This is a genomic window from Clostridium sp., assembly GCF_040797585.1.
In the GTDB taxonomy this organism is placed as follows: domain Bacteria; phylum Bacillota; class Clostridia; order Clostridiales; family Clostridiaceae; genus Clostridium_Z.
On the sequence record NZ_JBFNEO010000025.1, the window covers coordinates 1 to 19,671 of the forward strand.

The window sequence follows — 19,671 nt, forward strand, 5'->3', positions numbered from 1 at the left end:
TCTTTTAAATTAACAGTGTCTTTTTTAAACTGTCCTTGACAAAGGGTACACTTTACTTAAGGAAAAAGAGTTGGTTTTTATTTTAAATACCAACTCTTTTAATATACCAATTCTAAAGCTGTAATGAATCTAAAACTTCCTCTATGTCAAAGTCTTTCCCTTTTTCAAAGAATATAGCTACAAATTCATTGTAATCATAGTTATCTGGCTCTGCATCATAGGAAATATATTGACCATCTATCTCAAATTCATCCATTATCTCTTCCATTATTTCTCCTACATTGTCTATAGCCAAATCATTTAAATATGGAAGAAAATACTCATCATACCATGTGTTACTCTTTTCTTCATCTGTACATTCATCATTACTGTAGGCTCTAGCTGCTTCTATTTCATCTTTATCAAAATCATAAAAGAACTTTACTACCTTAGCATCACCTTTATAATTAATCTCTTCTACTTCACTTAAATCATTTTTGCTTAAATAAGCTATTATATCTTTTACATCCATTAATATCACCTCTTAAATTTATTTGTTATAAAGAAGATTCTTATACTCCTTCTTTACTTCCTCAAACTCTTTATCATCTTCTACTAGGTTTAATTCCTTATTTCCTTCTATGTAATCTACTCTAAAAACAAAGGCATCTTCTTCATTTCCACCTTCCATAGGAGCTAATATCATATATTCCTTTTCCTCTTCTGTATCTTCATTTAAAAATATATGAGCTACTGCTTCAAAGGCTACCTTGTCTCCATTCTCATCCTTGAAGTACATTATTTCCTTATCTTCCATTAATATCACTACCTTTACAATAATTTATCTGATGGCTACCAGCTGTAACACCCATCCTCTTAAAAGGTGGGAGATAACAGCTGCTACGCCCCTAGATTAACTCATCTAACCTTTCTATGGTGAAAAGGACACCATAGAAAGAAAGATTCGTTCTATCTGATGGCTACCAGCTGTAACACCCCATCCTCTTAAAAGGTGGAGGATAACAGCTGCTACGCCCCTAGATTAACTTATCTAACCTTCAAATGATGGAAATAACACCATCTGGAGGAAGATTCGTTCTATACCTATACAATAATACCATTACCTTTATTAATTATCAATAAGCTTAATTTTTATACATAAGGCATTTAAAGACTCATATAACCCTCTCCTAAAAGTCATATCTCTCCATATAAATTCCCATGACACTTATATAATAACCTGATAACTCTTATATTAATCTATAAAATAATAATCACTAAAGTTTCAATGTCAAAGGTTAATTTATGCATCCCTTTAAGTTATGATTTAATCTTTGATATATGATAGATATAAAATAAAACTCACCTAAGAACCCTATATAAAATTTTAACTTATATCCCCTCCTAACACTTTTTAAACTCTAGTTTTTAGTATTGTATAAAATAAGTTGTAAGTTAAGAATCATATATATAAAATTAAAAACCCTTGATATAATTCAAGGGTTTTTAATCTCTATTTTAAATTTTCTACTATATTAGCTGCAAGATCGTCTGCCTTTTTAAAGTCCTCTGCTGATGGAACAAAACATATTTTTAATCCTTCATCTATAACTTTAAACTTTAAGCTCTTTAATCTATCAGTAAGCATGCTAACGCCTTCTCCACTCCATCCATAGGATCCAAAGGCTGCGGCAAGCTTTCCTCTATTAGTTATAGCACTTACCATAGATAATAAATCCCATGCTGGTTTTACAGCATCTTGATTTATTGTTGGAGAGCCAACTAGTATTCCACTTGCATTTTCAATTTTTTCTACTAATTCTTCCATAGGATGCTCAGTTATTTCATAAGACTTTGCTGATACTCCTAATTCATTAATCTTTTTCTCTAAGTATTTAGCCATAACTTCAGTATTTCCGTAGGCTGATATATAGAATATTTGTATATTCTTATCTTCTCTCTTTACCTCAGTAGCCCAAGTTCTATATAATTTTAAATATTTATCAAGATCACCTGTATGAACCGGTCCATGACTTGGAGCAATTACATCAAATTTTATATCCTTTATTTTATCTAATCCCATAAGAACAAACTTCTTAAAGGGTCCCATTATACAATCAAAGTAATATTTCATTTCTTCTAGGTATTCTCCACCCTTAGCTCCCATTATTTCTCCGTTTTCTGGGCAATAGTGACAGCCTGTGAAATCACAAGTAAATAATACTTCTTTCTCTACAGCATAAGTAAATATTGTATCTGGCCAATGAAGATTTGGTGCTGATATAAATCTTAGTGTTGTGCTTCCAAGACTTAAATCCTCTTTAGCTTCTATAGACTTAAACTCTATATTCATTATATTTTTTAAATACATTATAGCAGCTTTTGATCCTACTACTGTAGCTTCTGGATAGTCTGCTAAAAGCCTTATAACTGATCCACTATGATCAAGTTCTGTATGTTGAACTATTATATAATCTACTTTTTTTTCTCCTATAACTTCTTTTAAATTTCCTTTAAACTCGTCATAAAATCCATTTTTTACAGAATCTACAACGGCAACCTTTTCATCATTTATAACATAGGCATTGTAAGTAGTTCCTTTTTTTGTTTCCATTATTATATCAAAAACTCTTAAATCTTTGTCTAGGGCTCCTACCCAATAAATATTTTCTTTTATTTTTTTAACTAAAGTTAATTTTATCACAACTTCGTATTATTTGGAATACTAATTAATAATAATTATCCATTTAATAAAATTCTTAATATTATTTATCAATTAGATAAGATAAATTTCCATTATAAAATATATATTCATAATGAAGAGCTCTAGTTAAAGCAACATATAATAACTTTTTATCTTCTTCATCTTCTTTATAGTTTTCGTCATTACAATTGTATATTATACTACAATCAAATTCTAAGCCCTTTGTCATGTAAGAAGGTATCACTATATTTTCCATAGATATTATATCATCCCCCTCTTTTACATGGGTCCATGAATAGACAGAGTTTTTTCTCATATAATCATATATTTTTTTACATTCTTTTTGAGTTCTTCCTATTACAGCTACAGAAGACTTGCCATTATCTCTTATTTCTTTTACTATATATTCCAACTCCGCTAAGAAGTCTTTATTATTTTTAAATTCCTTGATTTCTGGTTTTTTTCCATGCCTTAGTACAGGCATAGCCGGAGTTAAACTATTTTTCTGCTTTTTTAAAACCTCATTAGCAAATTCTATAATTTCAACAGTGGATCTATAGCTTTGAGTTAATGGAGTGTATAAGCAATTCCCCTTAAATACTCCTTCTATAACATCCTTCCAATCTTTTATTCCTTTATAAAAATATATACCCTGTCCTATATCTCCAACTATGGTTAAAGAATCTTTTTTAGCTAAATACTTTAGTATGTGCATTTGAAGAATACCATAGTCTTGAGCTTCATCTACAACCACATGAGAGAATCTATATTTTTCTGGTATCTCTTCTAAATTAAACTTCAAATAAAGCATAGGTGCTAAATCATCACTATCTACTCTACCCTTTTCAATATCTTCTTTAAGCTTATTTTTTATATAATTAGATAATTTCTTTGGTATTCTATCATCAGTGGCTATAGAAAATAAATCTTCATCCTGAAAAAATCTTAAATATATACTTCTTGCATCAAGACTTTTCCACGCCTTAAAATATTCTTCAATAACCTTTTTACTATTTTTCTTTATTATTTCTTTTTTACTATCTCTCTCATCATAAAGTTTTCTTATTTTTTCTCGTCTAAGTTCGCTATCCTCTGATTCCCTTTTTATTGTAAATATCTCATTGTCATATCTATTTTCTATTTTATCTATTAAGTATTCTATTCTAGTCTTAAGTCTTAAGTTCAAATATCTCTTAATTTCATCTTTTCTTTTATTTACAGGAAGATGAATTAAATCTTTTAAGAATAATCTTCTGATCTCTTTACCTTCTATTAGTTCTTCCTCTTCTATAAAGATAGAACTAATCTTACTTTGCTCTATTTGTATAAGTTTTATATATCTATCTAACATGATTTTAAACTCTAAGGAATTTTTAAGACTACTTGCTCCTTTAATATATGTCTTTTCCTTATGATCATCTATCTCTAATACTGATGCTAATTTTTTATCCTTATTCTCTAATTTACCCTTTATCTTAAGAATCTCTAAGGCAATTTCCTCAAAGGTTTTTTGCTTAACCTCTGATGCCCCAAGAGAAGGCAATACATCAGATATGTAATCTAAAAACACCTTATTAGGAGCTATAACCAATATATCTTCTCCCTTTAAGGTTTCATTATATCTATATAAAAGATAAGCGAGTCTATGAAGTGCCACGGTGGTCTTTCCTGATCCTGCGGAACCTTGAACTATTATAGGACTAACCTTAGGAGCTCTTATTATATCATTTTGCTCCTTTTGAATAGTGGCTACTACATCCTTAAGCTTAGATCCTGTACTCTCATCTAAGGTTAATTTAAGAAATTCATCTACAAGAGCACTCTCTCCTTCTTCTCCAGAAGCTTTTAAAATTATATCATTAATTCCTTCATCAAAAATATCTTCTATTTCATCATCTTTATATTTAAATTTTCTTTTTAAAGAAAGCTCTCCCTCAATTACTCCTATAGGAGCCCTGTATTCACTCCATCCTTGAGTACCACTATAATATAAATCAGCTAAAGGCTCTCTCCAGTCTATAACCTTTTGGTCTCCACTATCTGAATCTCCTATACTAAATTTTCCTATATAAAAACTCTCTTTTTCCTTTTTATATTCCCTAAAATCTATTTTTGCAAAATAAGGCTTATCATAAGCTTCATTAAAATTACTTATATTTTTCTTAGCAGCCTCATATCTTATGGAGTTTGCTTTTATATCATTAGAATTCTGGAGGAGTCCCCCCTTTTTTAACCTACTTAATTTCTCCTCTAAGTCTTTAGTTTTATCTTCTAACTTTTTAATTTCTAAATCAAGCCATTGCTTAGTATCTTTTAGTACTTCTCTTTCTATTTTAAGTTCCTTTTCTTTCATAGTTTCACCTCACTTCTTAATTATAAAAAAAGATTATTATAAAGTTTTAAACTAAATATACTCTCATATAGGGTTCTTGATTCAAAACTTATCTTATGCACTACTTAACATCTAAGGCTCTAAAGGATTTAGGTGCATGGATAAGTTCAGATTCAAACTAAAAAACCTATGTTTTTTATTATAAAAGTTAGCTTATATATAAGGTTTTATATTAATGAAAACAAAATATAATACTAGGCTGTTATGTTCTTATATATTAAACCCATATATTATATTACCATTTCAATATTTTGTCAAATTCAAAGTTAGGTTTTAATGGTGATATCCTTAGCAACATAATAGTTTACTTAGAAAGAATTTTCATCTTATAAATTAAATAAAAGATTTTATCCTCTCTTAAGAAAAGAAATATTTAATCTTAAACTGAGAGAATTAAAAGTAATATAAGATAGAATAAATAAAATTTTCTACTATAATCTAATTTTTTATAATTTCATTAAAAATATAAAAAATTAGAATCCTAAATTAAGTTTACAATAAATGTATGGCTGATCTATGCAAACACTTTATTTTTATGAACATAGAAAAAAGATCAACTATGAACTTTTAGAAATTCATAGTTGATCTTTTTAAATACTATAAGTATAATACTTATTAAAATATCTATTAATAGAAAGCCTATTTTCAATAAACTTTTATAGGATTTGCCTTTCTTTTAACAATCCTTTAGATAAATCTCTTCTTAATGCTTTGCTTAAGGATTTTAGTAAAACGCCTGAGATTGCTCCGTCTGCCAAATGATGCAATATAGCTCCCACAGTAGTCACTACTAATATATAGTATAAATCTAGCCCATAGAAAGGTATAACTGCAAGTCCTTCTAATACCCCATGTACTGGCGCTGTAATTAGAGTTATTTTTTTATATTCCACGCCTCTTTCAACTAGCACTCCCCCTAAAAATCCCACTATTATGTGACTAGCAGCTCTAAATACTACAACTAAAGGAAGTCCTGTATACATAAATCCTAAAGTTGATCCAAGCCCCACCACTGCTGCAGAAGCTGGCGATAAGTACATAGATAAAAACATAGGTACATGGGAAGCTAAAGTAGCTGTAAATGGTCCTATAATTATTTTTAAAAAGCCAAAGGAAATAGGTATTATAATAGCTAAAGCTGTAAACAATGCAGTAAAAACCATTTTTGTAATTTTATTATTCATTTTTCATCCCCCTAAGTAGTGTATATACACCAGTATATACTATTGCTACTTTTCTGTAAACACTTGATTCATAGATAAACTTTGAATATGTTTTAAATAATAGTATCTAATGATTTAATTATTATGTGGTTTATCTATATTAAATAATAAACTATATAGTTTATTATTTATGAAAATTCTAGAATTTAAGCCATCTATAAATCAAATTTCAGGTTAAAATCCCTATATTTTATTAATTTAAAAGAAAGGCATTTTCTAATTATATTAAATTAAAGAAATTTTCAAGCTAGATATCTTTTCTTTACTATACTTACATATAAAAAATAAAAACAGATGGTATAATATACACCATCTGTTTCATTTCAAAGCATATCTATATGCTTTATATTTATTTTAAAGCTTATTCTAAGCTTCTCTATTTTGTTCCTGCTCCATCATAGACTTAACTTTCATAAGTCTTGTTAGATTACCTCTTTCATTTTCATCAAGCTTCATTACTATATACTTAATTGTTTCCTGAAGTTGAGGTATAGTCATATACTCAAGAGCATTAACTCTTCTTCTTGTCTTTTCTATTTCATCAGCCATAAGTTGACAGCTTTTCTCTACTTCTGCAAGTTCTAATAGCTTTGGTAGTATTCCATAAAGCTTCTCTATAGCTCCATCTAATTCTGATGAGGTTTGAGCAAATCCATAAGGATATATGCTTCCTGTATCCCCTTCTAAGCTTCTTTTAAAGTTCATCACTGGAACATTAACACTCATGATATTTTTATGAGTGAGCTCTAGGGAGATTTTTTCCTTAGGATAAGCAATAGCCTCCTCAAGCATTTCTGAGCTCATAACAGCACTAGCCATTAAGAACTCTTTGAAGGATCCACCAAGCTCTTCTTCAACTGACTTTCTAAGTTCATTATTATACTTAACAAGTTCTATAAATCTTCTCATAAGCTCATCTTGCTTATCCTTTAGAAGTTTATGTCCTCTTGTAGCAGTTGTAAGTCTTTTCTTAAGCTTGGAGAGCTCCATACGAGTAGGATTTACATTTAACTTCATAACTACTCATCCTCTCTCTTAGGAAGGTACTTCTCCAGATATTCATCTCTAATTCTCTTAAGCTCTGCCTTTGGAAGGATTGATAATAAATTCCATCCAAACTCTAATGTATCTTCAATAGATCTATTTGCATTAAATCCTTGAGATACATAATTGTTTTCAAACTCCTCAGCAAATTTAGCAAACTTTTTATCCGCTTCTGATAATGCTGATTCTCCTAAGATTACTGCAAGTTCTTTAGCTTGCTTTCCTTGAGCGTAACATGCAAACATTTGGTTCATTGTATCTGCATGGTCCTCTCTAGTCTTACCCTTACCTATACCCTTATCCTTAAGTCTAGATAGAGATGGAAGAACATCTATTGGAGGCATTACACCTTTTTTGTAAAGCTCTCTTGATAGAATAATCTGTCCCTCTGTTATATATCCTGTAAGGTCAGGAATTGGGTGAGTTTTATCATCCTCAGGCATTGTAAGTATAGGAATCTGAGTTATAGAACCTTCTCTTCCTTTAAGTCTTCCTGCTCTTTCATATAGAGTAGAAAGGTCTGTATATAGATATCCTGGATATCCTCTTCTACCTGGAACCTCTTTTCTAGCTGCTGAAACCTCTCTTAAAGCTTCGCAGTAGTTAGTCATATCTGTTAATATAACAAGAACGTGCATTCCTTTTTCATAAGCAAGATATTCTGCTGTAGTTAATGCCATTCTTGGAGTGGCTATTCTTTCTATAGCTGGATCATTAGCAAGATTTATAAATAATACAGCTCTGTCTATAGCACCTGTTTTTGTAAAGTCATCTATAAAGAATTGAGCTTCTTCAAAGGTAACTCCCATAGCTCCGAAAACAACAGCAAACTTAGAATCTGAGTTTAGAACCTTTGCCTGTCTTGCTATCTGTGCTGCAAGCTCTGCATGTGGAAGTCCTGAACCTGAGAATACTGGAAGCTTTTGTCCTCTAACAAGGGTATTAAGATGATCTATAGCTGATATTCCTGTTTGTATAAACTCTGATGGATAATCTCTTGCCACAGGGTTTATTGGAGTACCATTTATATCTAATCTCTTTTCTGGTATTAACTTTGGTCCACCATCCTTTGGTCTACCAAGTCCATCAAAGACTCTTCCAAGCATATCTTCAGAAACACCTATTTCAAGAGGTCTTCCTAAGAATCTAACCTTTGTTTCTTTTAAGTTAATTCCAGCTGATCCTTCAAAAAGCTGAACCATAGCTTTACTTCCATTTACTTCAAGAACCTTACCACGCCTAAGTTCTCCAGTTTGAAGTTCTATTTCAACTAGTTCGTCGTAGTTTACTCCTTCAACTCCGTCAACAAGCATTAAGGGTCCAACAACTTCTCTTACGGTCTTATATTCCTTAAGCATTTAGTACCCCTCCTTCGCTTATTAACTTATCCATATCATTAGATAACTCTTCACTTATAGTATCAATTCTACTGATTTCTTCTTGAGATATATATTTAGCTCTTGCTATTTTTTCTCTTATTTCCATTTCAAGAATCTTATTTAAATACACTCCTGATTTTAAAGCCTTTGCTGCCTCATCTTGGAATTTAAGCATAAGTTTTAACATCTTATATTGCTTTTCAAGAGAAGAATAAGTATCAACTTCATGGAAAGCATTTTGCATTAAGTAATCTTCTCTTATAGACTTAGCTACTTCAAGCTTTAATCTATCATCCTCTGATAAAGAATCTACTCCAACAAGTCTTACTATTTCCTCAAGTTTTGCTTCTTCTTGAAGAAGAGCCATAGCTCTTGTTCTAAGAGAACTCCAATCTGATGCAACCTCTTCATCCATCCATGCTCCTATTTTTTCAAGATATAGAGAATAAGAGTCTAACCAGTTTATAGCTGGGAAGTGTCTCTTATATGCAAGGCTAGAGTCTAGTCCCCAGAACACCTTAACTATTCTTAAAGTTGCTTGAGTAACTGGCTCTGATAAGTCTCCTCCTGGAGGGGAAACCGCACCGATTGCAGTTAATGCTCCTTCTCTCTTATCAGCTCCTAAGCATATAACTTTACCTGCTCTTTCATAGAAGTCTGCAAGTCTTGATCCAAGATAAGCTGGATATCCTTCTTCTCCTGGCATTTCCTCAAGTCTTCCTGACATTTCTCTTAAAGCCTCTGCCCATCTTGAAGTAGAGTCTCCCATAAGAGCTACTGAATATCCCATATCTCTAAAATACTCTGCAATAGTCATTCCTGTATATATAGATGCTTCTCTAGCTGCAACAGGCATATTTGAAGTGTTTGCTATAAGTACTGTTCTCTTCATTAGAGATTCTCCAGTTTTAGGGTCAACTATTTCTGGGAATTCCATAAGAACGTCAGTCATCTCATTTCCACGTTCTCCACAACCTATATAAACAACTATTTCTGCATCTGCCCACTTAGCAAATTGGTGCTGAACAACTGTCTTACCACTTCCGAAAGGTCCTGGAACTGCTGCTGTACCACCCTTTATAACTGGGAAAAATGTATCTATTATTCTTTGTCCTGTAACTAGAGGCTCCACTGGATTTAATTTTTGTGCATACTTTCTACCTCTTCTTACTGGCCATTTTTGAAGCATAGTTAATTCATGGATTCCTTTAGAAGTCTCTAATTCACCTATCTTTTCAACTATGGTAAATTCTCCTTCATTTAGGCTCTTTATCGTTCCTTCAATTCCATAAGGTACAAGTATTCTATGTTCTACAACAGAAGTCTCTTGAACTACTCCTATTATGTCTCCTGAAGTTACATGATCTCCTACCTTCTTAGTTGGAGTAAATTTCCACTTTCTTTCTCTGTCTAGAGATGGAACCTCTATTCCTCTCTCTAGAAAATCTCCTGCTAATTTTTGATAAGCTTCAAGAGGTCTTTGTATACCATCAAACATCGCCTGTAAAAGTCCTGGTCCAAGTTCCACACTTAAAGGCTCTCCTGTTGTATAAACAGGGTCTCCTACTCCAACTCCTGAAGTTTCTTCATAAACCTGAATGGAGGCTTTATCCCCTCTCATTTCTATAATCTCACCTATAAGGCGCTTATCACTAACTTTAACAACGTCATAAACGTTAGCTTCTTCCATACCTTCAGCAACAACTAAAGGTCCAGACACTTTTATTATTCTTCCAACCTTCAAGCTTCTTACCTCGCTTCCTATAAAATATTAACACCAACAGCCTTTTCAACATTCTCCTGAATTCTTTTCATTCCGATGTTTAGAGAACCTTGATTGCTTGGAATTAATATGATGGCTGGAACCATAGCTTTATTATATCTTTCTATGGTTTCATCTAAATCCTTAGCCACCTGCTCCGTTACAAATATAACGGCATATCCTTCCATTGCCATTTTATCTATAGTCTTTCTAGCCTCATCTATCTCAACCACTGGATAAACATCTATTCCTATGGCCTTAAAAGCTAGAATTGAATCTTTGTCTCCAACAACACCAATCTTATACATAGACATCACGCAGCCTTTCTTTTATAGCATCAGGTGATAATCCATTTATCTTTCCAACCATTATGATTCTAAGGACTTTTATTTCTGTTTCCTTAGCTATTACATAAGAAACTATTGGCTCTGGTCCAAAGTGAACATATTTCGCCTTTTTAGCTTCTTTCATTAAATAGTCTTCTGTGATTTTTTCAAAAAAGCTTAATCTTCCTGATACTAAATAATCTTCTAAGCCACTCTTTACAGCTTCGAAGCTTTTTAATGAAGACAACTTAGGTATAAAGTTTTCTATAGAATCCTCATAATTCTTTATGAAAATTTCTTCCTTTAAGTTTCCACCCTGAAGGAAAACTTCTTTAAAGAACTTAGCTTCCTTCTTCTGCTGCTTAAGTCTAATATAAGTTTTTATATTTATAAAATCTATATTGTTTTTTACATAATCCTTAATAAAATCAAACTCAGTACTTTCTGCTGTGTTTAAGATATCTTTATAAAGATATCTATCAAGAATTATATCTATTACTTGAGGGTCCATAGACTCCTTAAAATCACTTTGGGCTTTCTCTATAGCTTCTCTCATAGTCTCTGGAAGATCCTTAAGATTTTCCGATACTATAGAAAGCTTTAGCTTTTCTAAAGGAACTGTTCCCATTTCCATAAGAAGATGGTCAAGATCATTTTTTAAAGCTTTAGCTTTAAGAAGAACCTTTAGATTATGATAATCATACTTCAAGGTCATTATATCTACAAAGGACTTTTCTGGAGTTATTTCATAGGCTAAAGAGATCACTCTCTTTAATTCCTCTCTTAATAAATCATCATAGTCCTCAGCTCTTTTTATATTTCCCATAAGGTTCCCATATTCAGTTTCTTGTAGAACCTTTAAAGCTTCTAGAGCAGAGGAAGAATCTATCATTCTTTCTATTTTAATTTTATTAAGGAGCCTAGTTTCTAAAACTCTAAGCCTAGCCACTGCTTGAGTATACTTCATTCTATCCATAATGGCTATCCTCCTTAAAACTAATTAAATAGAGCTTTTACAATTTCCTGCTCTAAATCCTCTTTGTTGTAGGATAATAAACTTTCAAAGGTCATATTTACATATATTCCATTCTTAGAAAGCATAAATCCACTTGATATACTTCTTTCTCCCTCATAAAGCTTAAGCTCTCCCTTTTTGCCTTTTCCTAAAAGAGCTTTATTAGTTTCTTTTAAACTATCCTTTATAACTGCTTTATAAGCCTCTGGTACTATAACTTCTTCGTCTCCTTCTATATTCATATTTACTATAAAATTATTGAATATAGATTTAAACTTTTCCACTGGAAGATTCTTAAGTTCTTCCAGTGACTTATTTAAGACTTTATCAATTATTTCTCCCTTAGCCTTCAAGCTTTCATTTCTACATTGAAGTTCTGCCGAAGATATAACTCTTTCCTTCTTTACCTTAGCTTCACGGTTAGATTTTTCAATAATAGAAGCTTTTAAATTGTTAGCTTCTATTATTTTTTTATCTATAATCTTCTGCTCCTCTTTTTTTGCTTCTTCTAAAATCTCATGACTTTTAGCTTTAGCATCCTCTAATATCTTAGAAGTAATATTATTTAAATTTGACATAACTTCACATCCTTAATCAGCTTTTTATTAGAACTTAAATACTAATAATAGTGATATAACGAATGCTAAAAGAGCATAAGTTTCAACCATTGCAGAGTATATTATTCCCTTTGTGTTATGTTCTGGGTTCTTAGCAAGTATAGAAATACCAGCAGCTGCTGTTTTAGCCTGAGCTATAGCAGATTTCCAACCAACAAATGCTATTGGAAGACATGCGAAGAAATAATAAGCACCAGTTTCAAGAGCTAATCCAGTTTCAAGCTTTAAAAATACCATAAGACCTATAACGAATCCATATAATCCTTGTGTACCTGGTAGTAATTGAAGAACTAATGACTTACCAAACTTTTCTGGCTCCTCAGTTATTAATCCTGAAGCAGCTTCTCCCACAAGACCAACACCCTTAGCTGATCCTATTCCTGGCATTATTACAGCTAATGCCATACCTAGTGTTGCTAACACTAAACCTCCATTATTTTCACTTAAAAATTTAATTAACGCTTCCATCTTATTTCCTCCTAATTCTCTTTCTTAAGATTTATATATTTATTTTTAGCCTTAAATGGAGTGAATGCTTTTCCACCACCCTCATAAAATTTACTAAAATATTCAACGTATTGAAGTCTACATGTGTGTACATATGCACCTAATGCACTTAGTAGTAGGTTAAATAGATGACCTAATACAAATATAAGGGTACCTGCAATAATTTTTGCTATAGGATTTCCAATCATTCCAACCATTAAGTTAAAAGCAGATCCTATAAATCCTCCTGCAAGTCCTAATGCCATAAGTCTTGAGTATGAAACTAAGTCTCCTACATATCCACTTATACCATATAGAGCATATAACCCTGCCCCTAGCTTTGCACCAACACCCTTATTTTCTCTACCTTGAGTAAGAACTATCATAACCATACCGATTATCATCATCCACTTAAATATGGATACTACTGAAGGAGATAATCCAAGTGCTCCTCCTGCAATAAGAACAAGTCCTCCTGTTAATGCTAAATACCAAGATCCAGCATCATATATAGCATCTTTTATAGCACCTTTTATATCACCTATTCTTCTACCTTCTCTAATTATCATATAAGCCTTAATGCCTAGTCCTGTGTATATTTGTATTAATCCAAGGACTATAGCAGCTATCATAACTATCATTACATCTTCACCTGGATTTACTAATCCTTTAACAGGAATAACTCCAGCTAGTATATCTCCAAAATAAGAACCATATATTATTCCAGCTATAGCTGTTGGAATACTTAGATACATGAAGAATCTTACAAAACCTTCTTGCTTTTCATCTAACTTAAATTTCTTTAATGCGTAGAAGGCAGCTATAAACATAACTAATCCATACCCAGCATCTGCTAGCATCATTCCAAAGAATACTAAATAGAATGGTGTTAAAAGTGGTGTTGGGTCTATCTCATTATATCTAGGAACACTAAACATAGAAGTTATTGACTCAAAGGCACTAACCACCCTGTTATTTTTTAATAGTACAGGTACATCAGGGTCATTATGCTCAGCATCTTTTACATCTAAATAATAATTTTCTTTAGTTATAGCTTTTATGTTATATTCCAAGTTTTTCTTATCTTCACTTGGAATCCAACCTTTTATAACAACTAAGTTATCACTATTTAAGAAATTATCACTAGCTCCTGCCACCATCTCTTTGTTACTTAAATATTCATATACAATCTTTAAATTTTCAATATTAATGGCTTCTTTTCTTAGTTCTTCCTTTATATTATTTTCCTCTATTCTAAGATTTTTAACCTTATTATTGAAGGAATTAATAATATCTATTGGCTTTTCATCATAACTTATGTTTACCTTTGAAAAACTACTAGCTTTTAATATTTCAAGGGCCTTTTCCTCTTTATCCTTATGAACTATAGCAAGGATATAGGTTTCTCCCTTTATTTCATTTAAAAGCTCTATATATGAATTTTTAACATTACTATTAAAATCTTCAAGGAATCTATCCTTAAACATCTTAGGTATAGTACCTATAAAATATCCACAATGATTTAAACTCTTTAAATCACCAAAAGATACATCTAGATTAGCCCAAGGAGATAATACTTCTATTTCTGAATGAATTTTACTTAATTCATTTTTGATACTATTTAAATCATTATCCCTTTTCTTAAGGTCCTCATAGATATTTTCCCATGGAATAGTATTAACTCTCTTTTGAAGCTCTCCATAGGATAAGGTTGTTTTTCCTTTTTTCAGTGCCTCAAGAGCACCTTCCTTTTGGGCATAATCTTTTAGCATATCCAAGGAAAAATTTATTTTAGCTAAATCTCCTTGAATCTTAGAAAGACCTTCTCCATTTCTACTAAAGGTTAAGAAAGTTAATTCCTCTTCTTCATTTTCTTTTAAATCAATGAATTGAACCCTTTCAAATCTTTGGAGTCTTTCTAAAAGCTCTTCTTTTTGTGATTTAAAGGCTAATAATGTGAACTTGCTCATTTTAACTATTGCCATTTATATTCACTATCCTCTCAATCACTAAATTAACAGCTTTATTTAAGTTTTCATCACTTAAACTTAGAATACTATCCTTCTGCTTTTTACCTTTATCCAGTATAGGTAGTGCTTCCTTTTTTCCCTCTTCCTCTGCATTTTTTAAGATAGCATTGCCCTCTTCCTTTGCAGACGTTAATATTTTTTCATACTGTTCCAATGCTTTTACTTCAGCATTTTTAAGTATTTCCTTAGCTTTTAAAGAAGCATTTTTTATAATTTCATTGCTTTCTTCTTCAGCTTTTCTTATATCTTGTATCGCTTCTATGGCCAAACCCTCACCACCTTTATATGAATATTTTTAAATTATAATTAGTACTTTATATAGTATTAATTACAAGTTATTCAGTTATTAATTATTATACTATATTTTTAAATAATTTCAACCTAAAAAACTCCATTATCTGCAAGTATACATTATACCTCCTATCTTTTATTATAAAACTTTACAGTTTATTTTTTAAGTTTAAAAATTATTATTAACTTTATAAATAGAGACAGAGGATCTCCTCTGCCTTTTAAGAATATATTATTTCAGGATCTTTTTCATCCTGAAAAATCACATAAACTTCTTGTTTTTCAATAGGTTCACCTTGTATAATACCCTCAATATTTATATTAAACTTATCTATATAATCACTATTTAAAAGCTTTCTACCATTATCTTTTAACATAAATTTAATATTTTTTTCTTCTTCTTTAGTCATATCTCCATGCAAGAATTCCGGTATTCCTCTTCGTTTATTGAAAGAAAGATATTCATATCTTAGAATTTCTTTTAGAATATCATTATTCTCCTTTAATACTTCAGAGTTAAACTCCATGAAAAACTTGTAGTAATCATTATTAGAAATACTTCTCTTAAAATATCCCTTATTTTCAAAGAATCTTCCTAAAGATTCATAAAACTCAAAAGGCGTATCAAATTTTCTCTCTAAATATCCTATGGTTAGGTTAAATTTACCTGAATTATAATATTTATCGACCATATGCTCCACCTTCTTTAATAAAAGCATATTTTCATAAGATACATCTTTAGTTTTTAAAACTTCATAAGGAGCATAAGCTGTTGGAGCCATTCCCCACCTATCCTTTTCTTCTCTCATAGATGTTCCCTTTATAAGTTTTAAAAATCCTAATTGAATTTCTTCTGGTCTTATACTATAAACATCATTAAAAGATTTTTTAAAACTTTCTAAGTCTTCTCCTGGAAGTCCAGCTATTAAATCTAAATGTTGTTTTATATTTTTTCCCTTTTGTATGTATTCTATGTTATCTTTTATATCCTTAAACTTTACATATCTATTAATCTCTTTAAGCACCTTATCATTAGTAGTTTGGACTCCTACTTCAAATTGAAATCTTCCCTTAGGAGCCTTTCTTAAAAGCTCTAATTCTTCTTTTTTTAATATATCTGCAGATATTTCAAAATGAAAAGCTGTATCTGTATTAATATTCATTAAAAAACTCCAGATCTCCATGGCAAATTTTCCATTACAATTAAAAGTCCTATCTACAAACTTTACAAGTCTTACTTTCTTATCTATAAAAAACTTAAGATCTTTCTTTACCCTATCTATATCCAGAAATCTTACATTACTTAGAACTGAAGATAGACAATATTTACACCTAAAAGGACATCCTCTGGAGGCTTCATAATATACTATCTTGTTATTTAAGTCATCTTCCTTCTCATAAGGAAAAACTAGATTATTCATATCCATTATGTCTCTTTTACAATTATAATTTATAAAAGTCTCTCCATTTTCTTCAAGGGTTTTATAATAAAGACCTTTTATATATTTTAAATCTTTTTTCCCTAATTTATACTGAACAAATTCTCTAAAGGTCTCCTCTCCTTCTCCTTCAATTATATATTCTCCTACATTATTTTTTAAAAAACTCTCTCCATCGTAAGTAACTTCTGGTCCACCATATAAAATTTCTATGGTATCATCAATTAATTTAATGGTTTTTGCTACCTTTCTTACATATTCCTCATTCCATATGTAAGTTGAAAAAGCTACCACCCTTGGTTTTTCCATTATTATTCCTTGAACTATGTTATCTAAAGAATCATTTATGGAGAATTCCATTGTCTTTCCCTCATAGGCTAAATCTTTTGTGTATGCTTTTAAATATCTTATTGCTAGGTTGCTGTGAATATACTTTGAGTTTATCCCCACTATTAATATCTTCATCTGCTTCTCTTCCCTTCTTTTTAGCTCTTATAAAAAATACTTCATCCCATACCTTATTATCTAATATAATAAAATCTTTATTTAATATGGTTAAAATACTTTCTTCATCATAGGACTTCATTATATTCATATCTCTTAATACAAATTCTTTCTCTATGTTATTTGGAAGACTACAAATGATTTTACCTGTAAAAGACTTACCATAATCTTTCTTGTAATCCCAAATATAAATCTCTCCTCCATGCTTTAATCTTTCCCTAACATCCTCTATAAGTTTTTTTCTATCTTTATTAAGAACAGACTTATTTAGCACAAAAAACATGGCTGCATTATCATAAAGTTCTTTTTCTTTAGGCTTGTCATCTCCTTCTACATAGTCAACACTTATTTCATCATAGTTCGCTTTTAATAGACTATATATTATACCATAATTTTCGATTGAAATATCTAAAACATTATTCTCTAATTTAATATCTTTAAAATCTAATTTATATTCCTTCATATTCCCCCTCCTCTTTGGTATTTATTTCCACATAAAAAGGATAATTCCTTCTTTGAAGAATTATCCTTTTATCTTTGTTAACTCATTATAAAAATCTAACAAAAAACCTGCTGTGGTTTTTTGCGCCTCTACTAAAATCACCGAAGCTATAGCACTATACTTCTCATCTTCTGGCACCTTATATTTAAATTTGGCATATATCTCTCTTGCCATCTTTGCATTTCCTTTAACATAATTCTCTACGGTACCATATCTAACAATTCCCTTATCTACTGCACATAATCTAGGATTTAAAGAAAGCTTTCTCACTATCCAAAGTTCAAAGGCTCTATGCTTATTTAAAAGTCTATTATCCACATGATGAGGTACAGTCATATCTTGAATCAAATGACAAGTAGCTCCTAAAAAAAACATAGACTTTCTAATGTCCCCCATTTTATAGCTTGCTAAAGATTTATTATTATATTTTATACATTCTGTTAAGGCATTAGAAAATCCATAAAGCCCTCTTTCTTTAGTTACATGGTAAAAATGATTAGTACTTTTAAAATCTTGATCTATCCAATGGGCACCTTCATTTATATCTACTATATACTCTTTGAAAAACTCAAATTCTTTTATATATCCTTCTTCTTTTAATATATTTAATCCTTGAGTATTTATATACTTATGAACATTGCAATGGGTATTTACCACCTTTTTTTTCATAGGATTTACAGCACGCATGACGGATCTTACTGCATTTCCATAAGTTTTCTCGAAAGTTTTTTTCATTTTTCATACCTTCTTTATCTATTTATTGTTTTAAAGGCTACAGCAATTACAATTATGCCAATGACTATTAAAGATATATATATAGCTTTTTCGTCTACCCTATTAAAGTTTACATTAGATTTTTCTTTAATTTCATATATAGCCCCTTTATCTTTATCTAAAACCATTAATCCATCTTTACTAGATTTTAGAGTAATATCTTTTGACTCTGGAATATTTATAACTTCTATTATAGAAATATTATCTTTTAAACTATATATAGTATTATCCTTATAATCATAAAAATATATACCATCTTTTTCTCCTAAAGCTCCATGTTTATCTATGGAAAGAGACTTTATGGATGAAATATTACTATGACTATACATTGGAGATATAGGATTCACTGTAGGATGGTTCTCCAGTATAAACTCTACTCTCCTGTTATTTTTACCTTTAAATTTTGAAGAAGTTACAGGTTCTCCTCCACTATAATCTGGCCACCCATACCAAAGGTTTTCTTTTATCTCATATATATAATCATTATCTCCTTTTATTGGACGTTCTCCCCTATCTTCCATTCCTCCAACTGATGCTATTATGTTTCCCTCACTATTAAAATCTATGCCCTCTATGTTCCTTATTCCCCAACTATATAGGGATGTTTTATTATTTTCTAAATTATATTTTATCACTGAACTATTTCCTAGAAGTCTCCCACTTATAAGCTGCCCTTTAGTATTTTGAGTTTTATAAGAGGTAAATGCTCCTGTTCCATTAAACTCTCTACCCTTAATTGTAATTGATTTAGGACTTATATCCTGTGAAAATGGATTTTTACTAAGCCAGCTATTATCTTCCCCCACTACCCCTGAATTAGTTGTAGCTCCCACAGTAATATATAGATTACCATCATAAGCTATAATATTACTTTCATTATAATCTCCCATATTAGGCAAATCATTTATTAATATAGTAATTCTCTTATCCTCTATATCATACTTATAAACTTTTGTATCACTACCCATATATAGGTTATCTTCATAATACACCATAGAATTTATATTAAATTCATTCTTATCAAATAGATTATATACCTTACCATTCTTATCAATTCGTTGAATTTTACTCTCATAAGCAACATATATATTCCCCTTTTCATCCAAAGCTATGTCTCTAGGCTCTTTAAGGCCTTTAAATCTTACTTCATAACTTAAATTTTCATCTTTTACCTCTATAAAGGGTTTAGAGTATATTTTTGATA

Annotated in this window: 18 protein-coding genes; all 18 read right to left on the reverse strand. The window is 30.7% G+C overall.

The features are described 5' to 3' along the window. Positions 1–112 precede the first annotated feature (112 nt). A complete protein-coding gene (locus tag AB2369_RS03000; protein WP_367664989.1) occupies positions 113–511 on the reverse strand; it encodes a hypothetical protein in 399 nt (132 codons plus the stop codon). Positions 512–529: 18 nt separating this feature from the next. After that, a complete protein-coding gene (locus AB2369_RS03005) occupies positions 530–796 on the reverse strand; it encodes a DUF1292 domain-containing protein (protein WP_367664990.1) in 267 nt (88 codons plus the stop codon). A 696-nt stretch (positions 797–1,492) separates the two neighbouring features. After that, on the reverse strand, positions 1,493–2,683 hold the full coding sequence (locus tag AB2369_RS03010; protein WP_367664991.1) for an FprA family A-type flavoprotein: 1,191 nt from the start codon (positions 2,681–2,683) through the stop codon (positions 1,493–1,495). Between the two features lie 61 nt (positions 2,684–2,744). Further along, positions 2,745–5,036 (reverse strand): RNA polymerase recycling motor HelD, encoded by a 2,292-nt coding sequence (gene helD, locus AB2369_RS03015; RefSeq protein ID WP_367664992.1) that lies wholly within the window; start codon positions 5,034–5,036, stop codon positions 2,745–2,747. Positions 5,037–5,731: 695 nt separating this feature from the next. Further along, entirely contained in the window at positions 5,732–6,259 is a 528-nt protein-coding gene (locus tag AB2369_RS03020; RefSeq protein ID WP_367664993.1) for an ECF transporter S component, read from the reverse strand. 405 nt (positions 6,260–6,664) lie between these two features. Beyond that, positions 6,665–7,315 (reverse strand): V-type ATP synthase subunit D, encoded by a 651-nt coding sequence (locus tag AB2369_RS03025; protein ID WP_367664994.1) that lies wholly within the window; start codon positions 7,313–7,315, stop codon positions 6,665–6,667. A gap of 2 nt (positions 7,316–7,317) precedes the next feature. Continuing rightward, positions 7,318–8,700: a V-type ATP synthase subunit B gene (locus AB2369_RS03030; protein WP_367664995.1), complete on the reverse strand. Its 1,383-nt coding sequence runs from the start codon at positions 8,698–8,700 to the stop codon at positions 7,318–7,320. Next, positions 8,693–10,465, reverse strand: a complete 1,773-nt coding sequence (locus AB2369_RS03035) for a V-type ATP synthase subunit A (RefSeq protein WP_367664996.1) — start codon at positions 10,463–10,465, stop codon at positions 8,693–8,695. Before AB2369_RS03035 ends, AB2369_RS03030 begins: the two co-directional genes overlap by 8 nt. A 17-nt stretch (positions 10,466–10,482) precedes the next feature. Then, positions 10,483–10,797 (reverse strand): V-type ATP synthase subunit F, encoded by a 315-nt coding sequence (locus AB2369_RS03040; RefSeq protein ID WP_367664997.1) that lies wholly within the window; start codon positions 10,795–10,797, stop codon positions 10,483–10,485. Continuing rightward, on the reverse strand, positions 10,784–11,785 hold the full coding sequence (locus AB2369_RS03045; protein WP_367664998.1) for a V-type ATP synthase subunit C: 1,002 nt from the start codon (positions 11,783–11,785) through the stop codon (positions 10,784–10,786). Before AB2369_RS03045 ends, AB2369_RS03040 begins: the two co-directional genes overlap by 14 nt. A 20-nt stretch (positions 11,786–11,805) precedes the next feature. After that, positions 11,806–12,402, reverse strand: coding sequence for a V-type ATP synthase subunit E (locus AB2369_RS03050; RefSeq protein ID WP_367664999.1), 597 nt, complete (start codon positions 12,400–12,402; stop codon positions 11,806–11,808). Positions 12,403–12,429: 27 nt separating this feature from the next. After that, positions 12,430–12,909 carry a V-type ATP synthase subunit K gene (locus AB2369_RS03055; protein WP_367665000.1) on the reverse strand — a complete coding sequence of 160 codons (480 nt, stop codon included), beginning with the start codon at positions 12,907–12,909 and terminating at the stop codon, positions 12,430–12,432. An 11-nt stretch (positions 12,910–12,920) separates the two neighbouring features. Next, positions 12,921–14,912, reverse strand: a complete 1,992-nt coding sequence (locus AB2369_RS03060) for a V-type ATP synthase subunit I (RefSeq protein WP_367665001.1) — start codon at positions 14,910–14,912, stop codon at positions 12,921–12,923. Next, positions 14,899–15,225: an ATPase gene (locus AB2369_RS03065; RefSeq protein WP_367665002.1), complete on the reverse strand. Its 327-nt coding sequence runs from the start codon at positions 15,223–15,225 to the stop codon at positions 14,899–14,901. Before AB2369_RS03065 ends, AB2369_RS03060 begins: the two co-directional genes overlap by 14 nt. A 244-nt stretch (positions 15,226–15,469) precedes the next feature. Further along, entirely contained in the window at positions 15,470–17,152 is a 1,683-nt protein-coding gene (locus AB2369_RS03070) for a B12-binding domain-containing radical SAM protein (RefSeq protein ID WP_367665003.1), read from the reverse strand. Next, positions 17,058–17,654: a hypothetical protein gene (locus AB2369_RS03075; protein WP_367665004.1), complete on the reverse strand. Its 597-nt coding sequence runs from the start codon at positions 17,652–17,654 to the stop codon at positions 17,058–17,060. The genes AB2369_RS03070 and AB2369_RS03075 overlap by 95 nt, the downstream gene beginning before the upstream one ends. 60 nt (positions 17,655–17,714) lie before the next feature. Continuing rightward, on the reverse strand, positions 17,715–18,428 hold the full coding sequence (locus AB2369_RS03080) for a zinc dependent phospholipase C family protein (protein ID WP_367665005.1): 714 nt from the start codon (positions 18,426–18,428) through the stop codon (positions 17,715–17,717). A 14-nt stretch (positions 18,429–18,442) separates the two neighbouring features. Further along, a partial coding sequence (locus AB2369_RS03085; protein WP_367665006.1) for a hypothetical protein occupies positions 18,443–19,671 on the reverse strand: 1,229 nt, incomplete at its 5' end.

Bases quoted from the DNA above. Each gene is read 5' to 3' on its own strand.
- AB2369_RS03000 (WP_367664989.1), bottom strand. From the start codon at position 511: ATGGATGTAAAAGATATAATAGCTTATTTAAGCAAAAATGATTTAAGT.
- AB2369_RS03005 (WP_367664990.1), bottom strand. From the start codon at position 796: ATGGAAGATAAGGAAATAATGTACTTCAAGGATGAGAATGGAGACAAG.
- helD (WP_367664992.1), bottom strand. From the start codon at position 5,036: ATGAAAGAAAAGGAACTTAAAATAGAAAGAGAAGTACTAAAAGATACT.
- AB2369_RS03020 (WP_367664993.1), bottom strand. From the start codon at position 6,259: ATGAATAATAAAATTACAAAAATGGTTTTTACTGCATTGTTTACAGCT.
- AB2369_RS03025 (WP_367664994.1), bottom strand. From the start codon at position 7,315: ATGAAGTTAAATGTAAATCCTACTCGTATGGAGCTCTCCAAGCTTAAG.
- AB2369_RS03030 (WP_367664995.1), bottom strand. From the start codon at position 8,700: ATGCTTAAGGAATATAAGACCGTAAGAGAAGTTGTTGGACCCTTAATG.
- AB2369_RS03040 (WP_367664997.1), bottom strand. From the start codon at position 10,797: ATGTCTATGTATAAGATTGGTGTTGTTGGAGACAAAGATTCAATTCTA.
- AB2369_RS03045 (WP_367664998.1), bottom strand. From the start codon at position 11,785: ATGGATAGAATGAAGTATACTCAAGCAGTGGCTAGGCTTAGAGTTTTA.
- AB2369_RS03050 (WP_367664999.1), bottom strand. From the start codon at position 12,402: ATGTCAAATTTAAATAATATTACTTCTAAGATATTAGAGGATGCTAAA.
- AB2369_RS03055 (WP_367665000.1), bottom strand. From the start codon at position 12,909: ATGGAAGCGTTAATTAAATTTTTAAGTGAAAATAATGGAGGTTTAGTG.
- AB2369_RS03060 (WP_367665001.1), bottom strand. From the start codon at position 14,912: ATGGCAATAGTTAAAATGAGCAAGTTCACATTATTAGCCTTTAAATCA.
- AB2369_RS03070 (WP_367665003.1), bottom strand. From the start codon at position 17,152: ATGAAGATATTAATAGTGGGGATAAACTCAAAGTATATTCACAGCAAC.
- AB2369_RS03075 (WP_367665004.1), bottom strand. From the start codon at position 17,654: ATGAAGGAATATAAATTAGATTTTAAAGATATTAAATTAGAGAATAAT.
- AB2369_RS03080 (WP_367665005.1), bottom strand. From the start codon at position 18,428: ATGAAAAAAACTTTCGAGAAAACTTATGGAAATGCAGTAAGATCCGTC.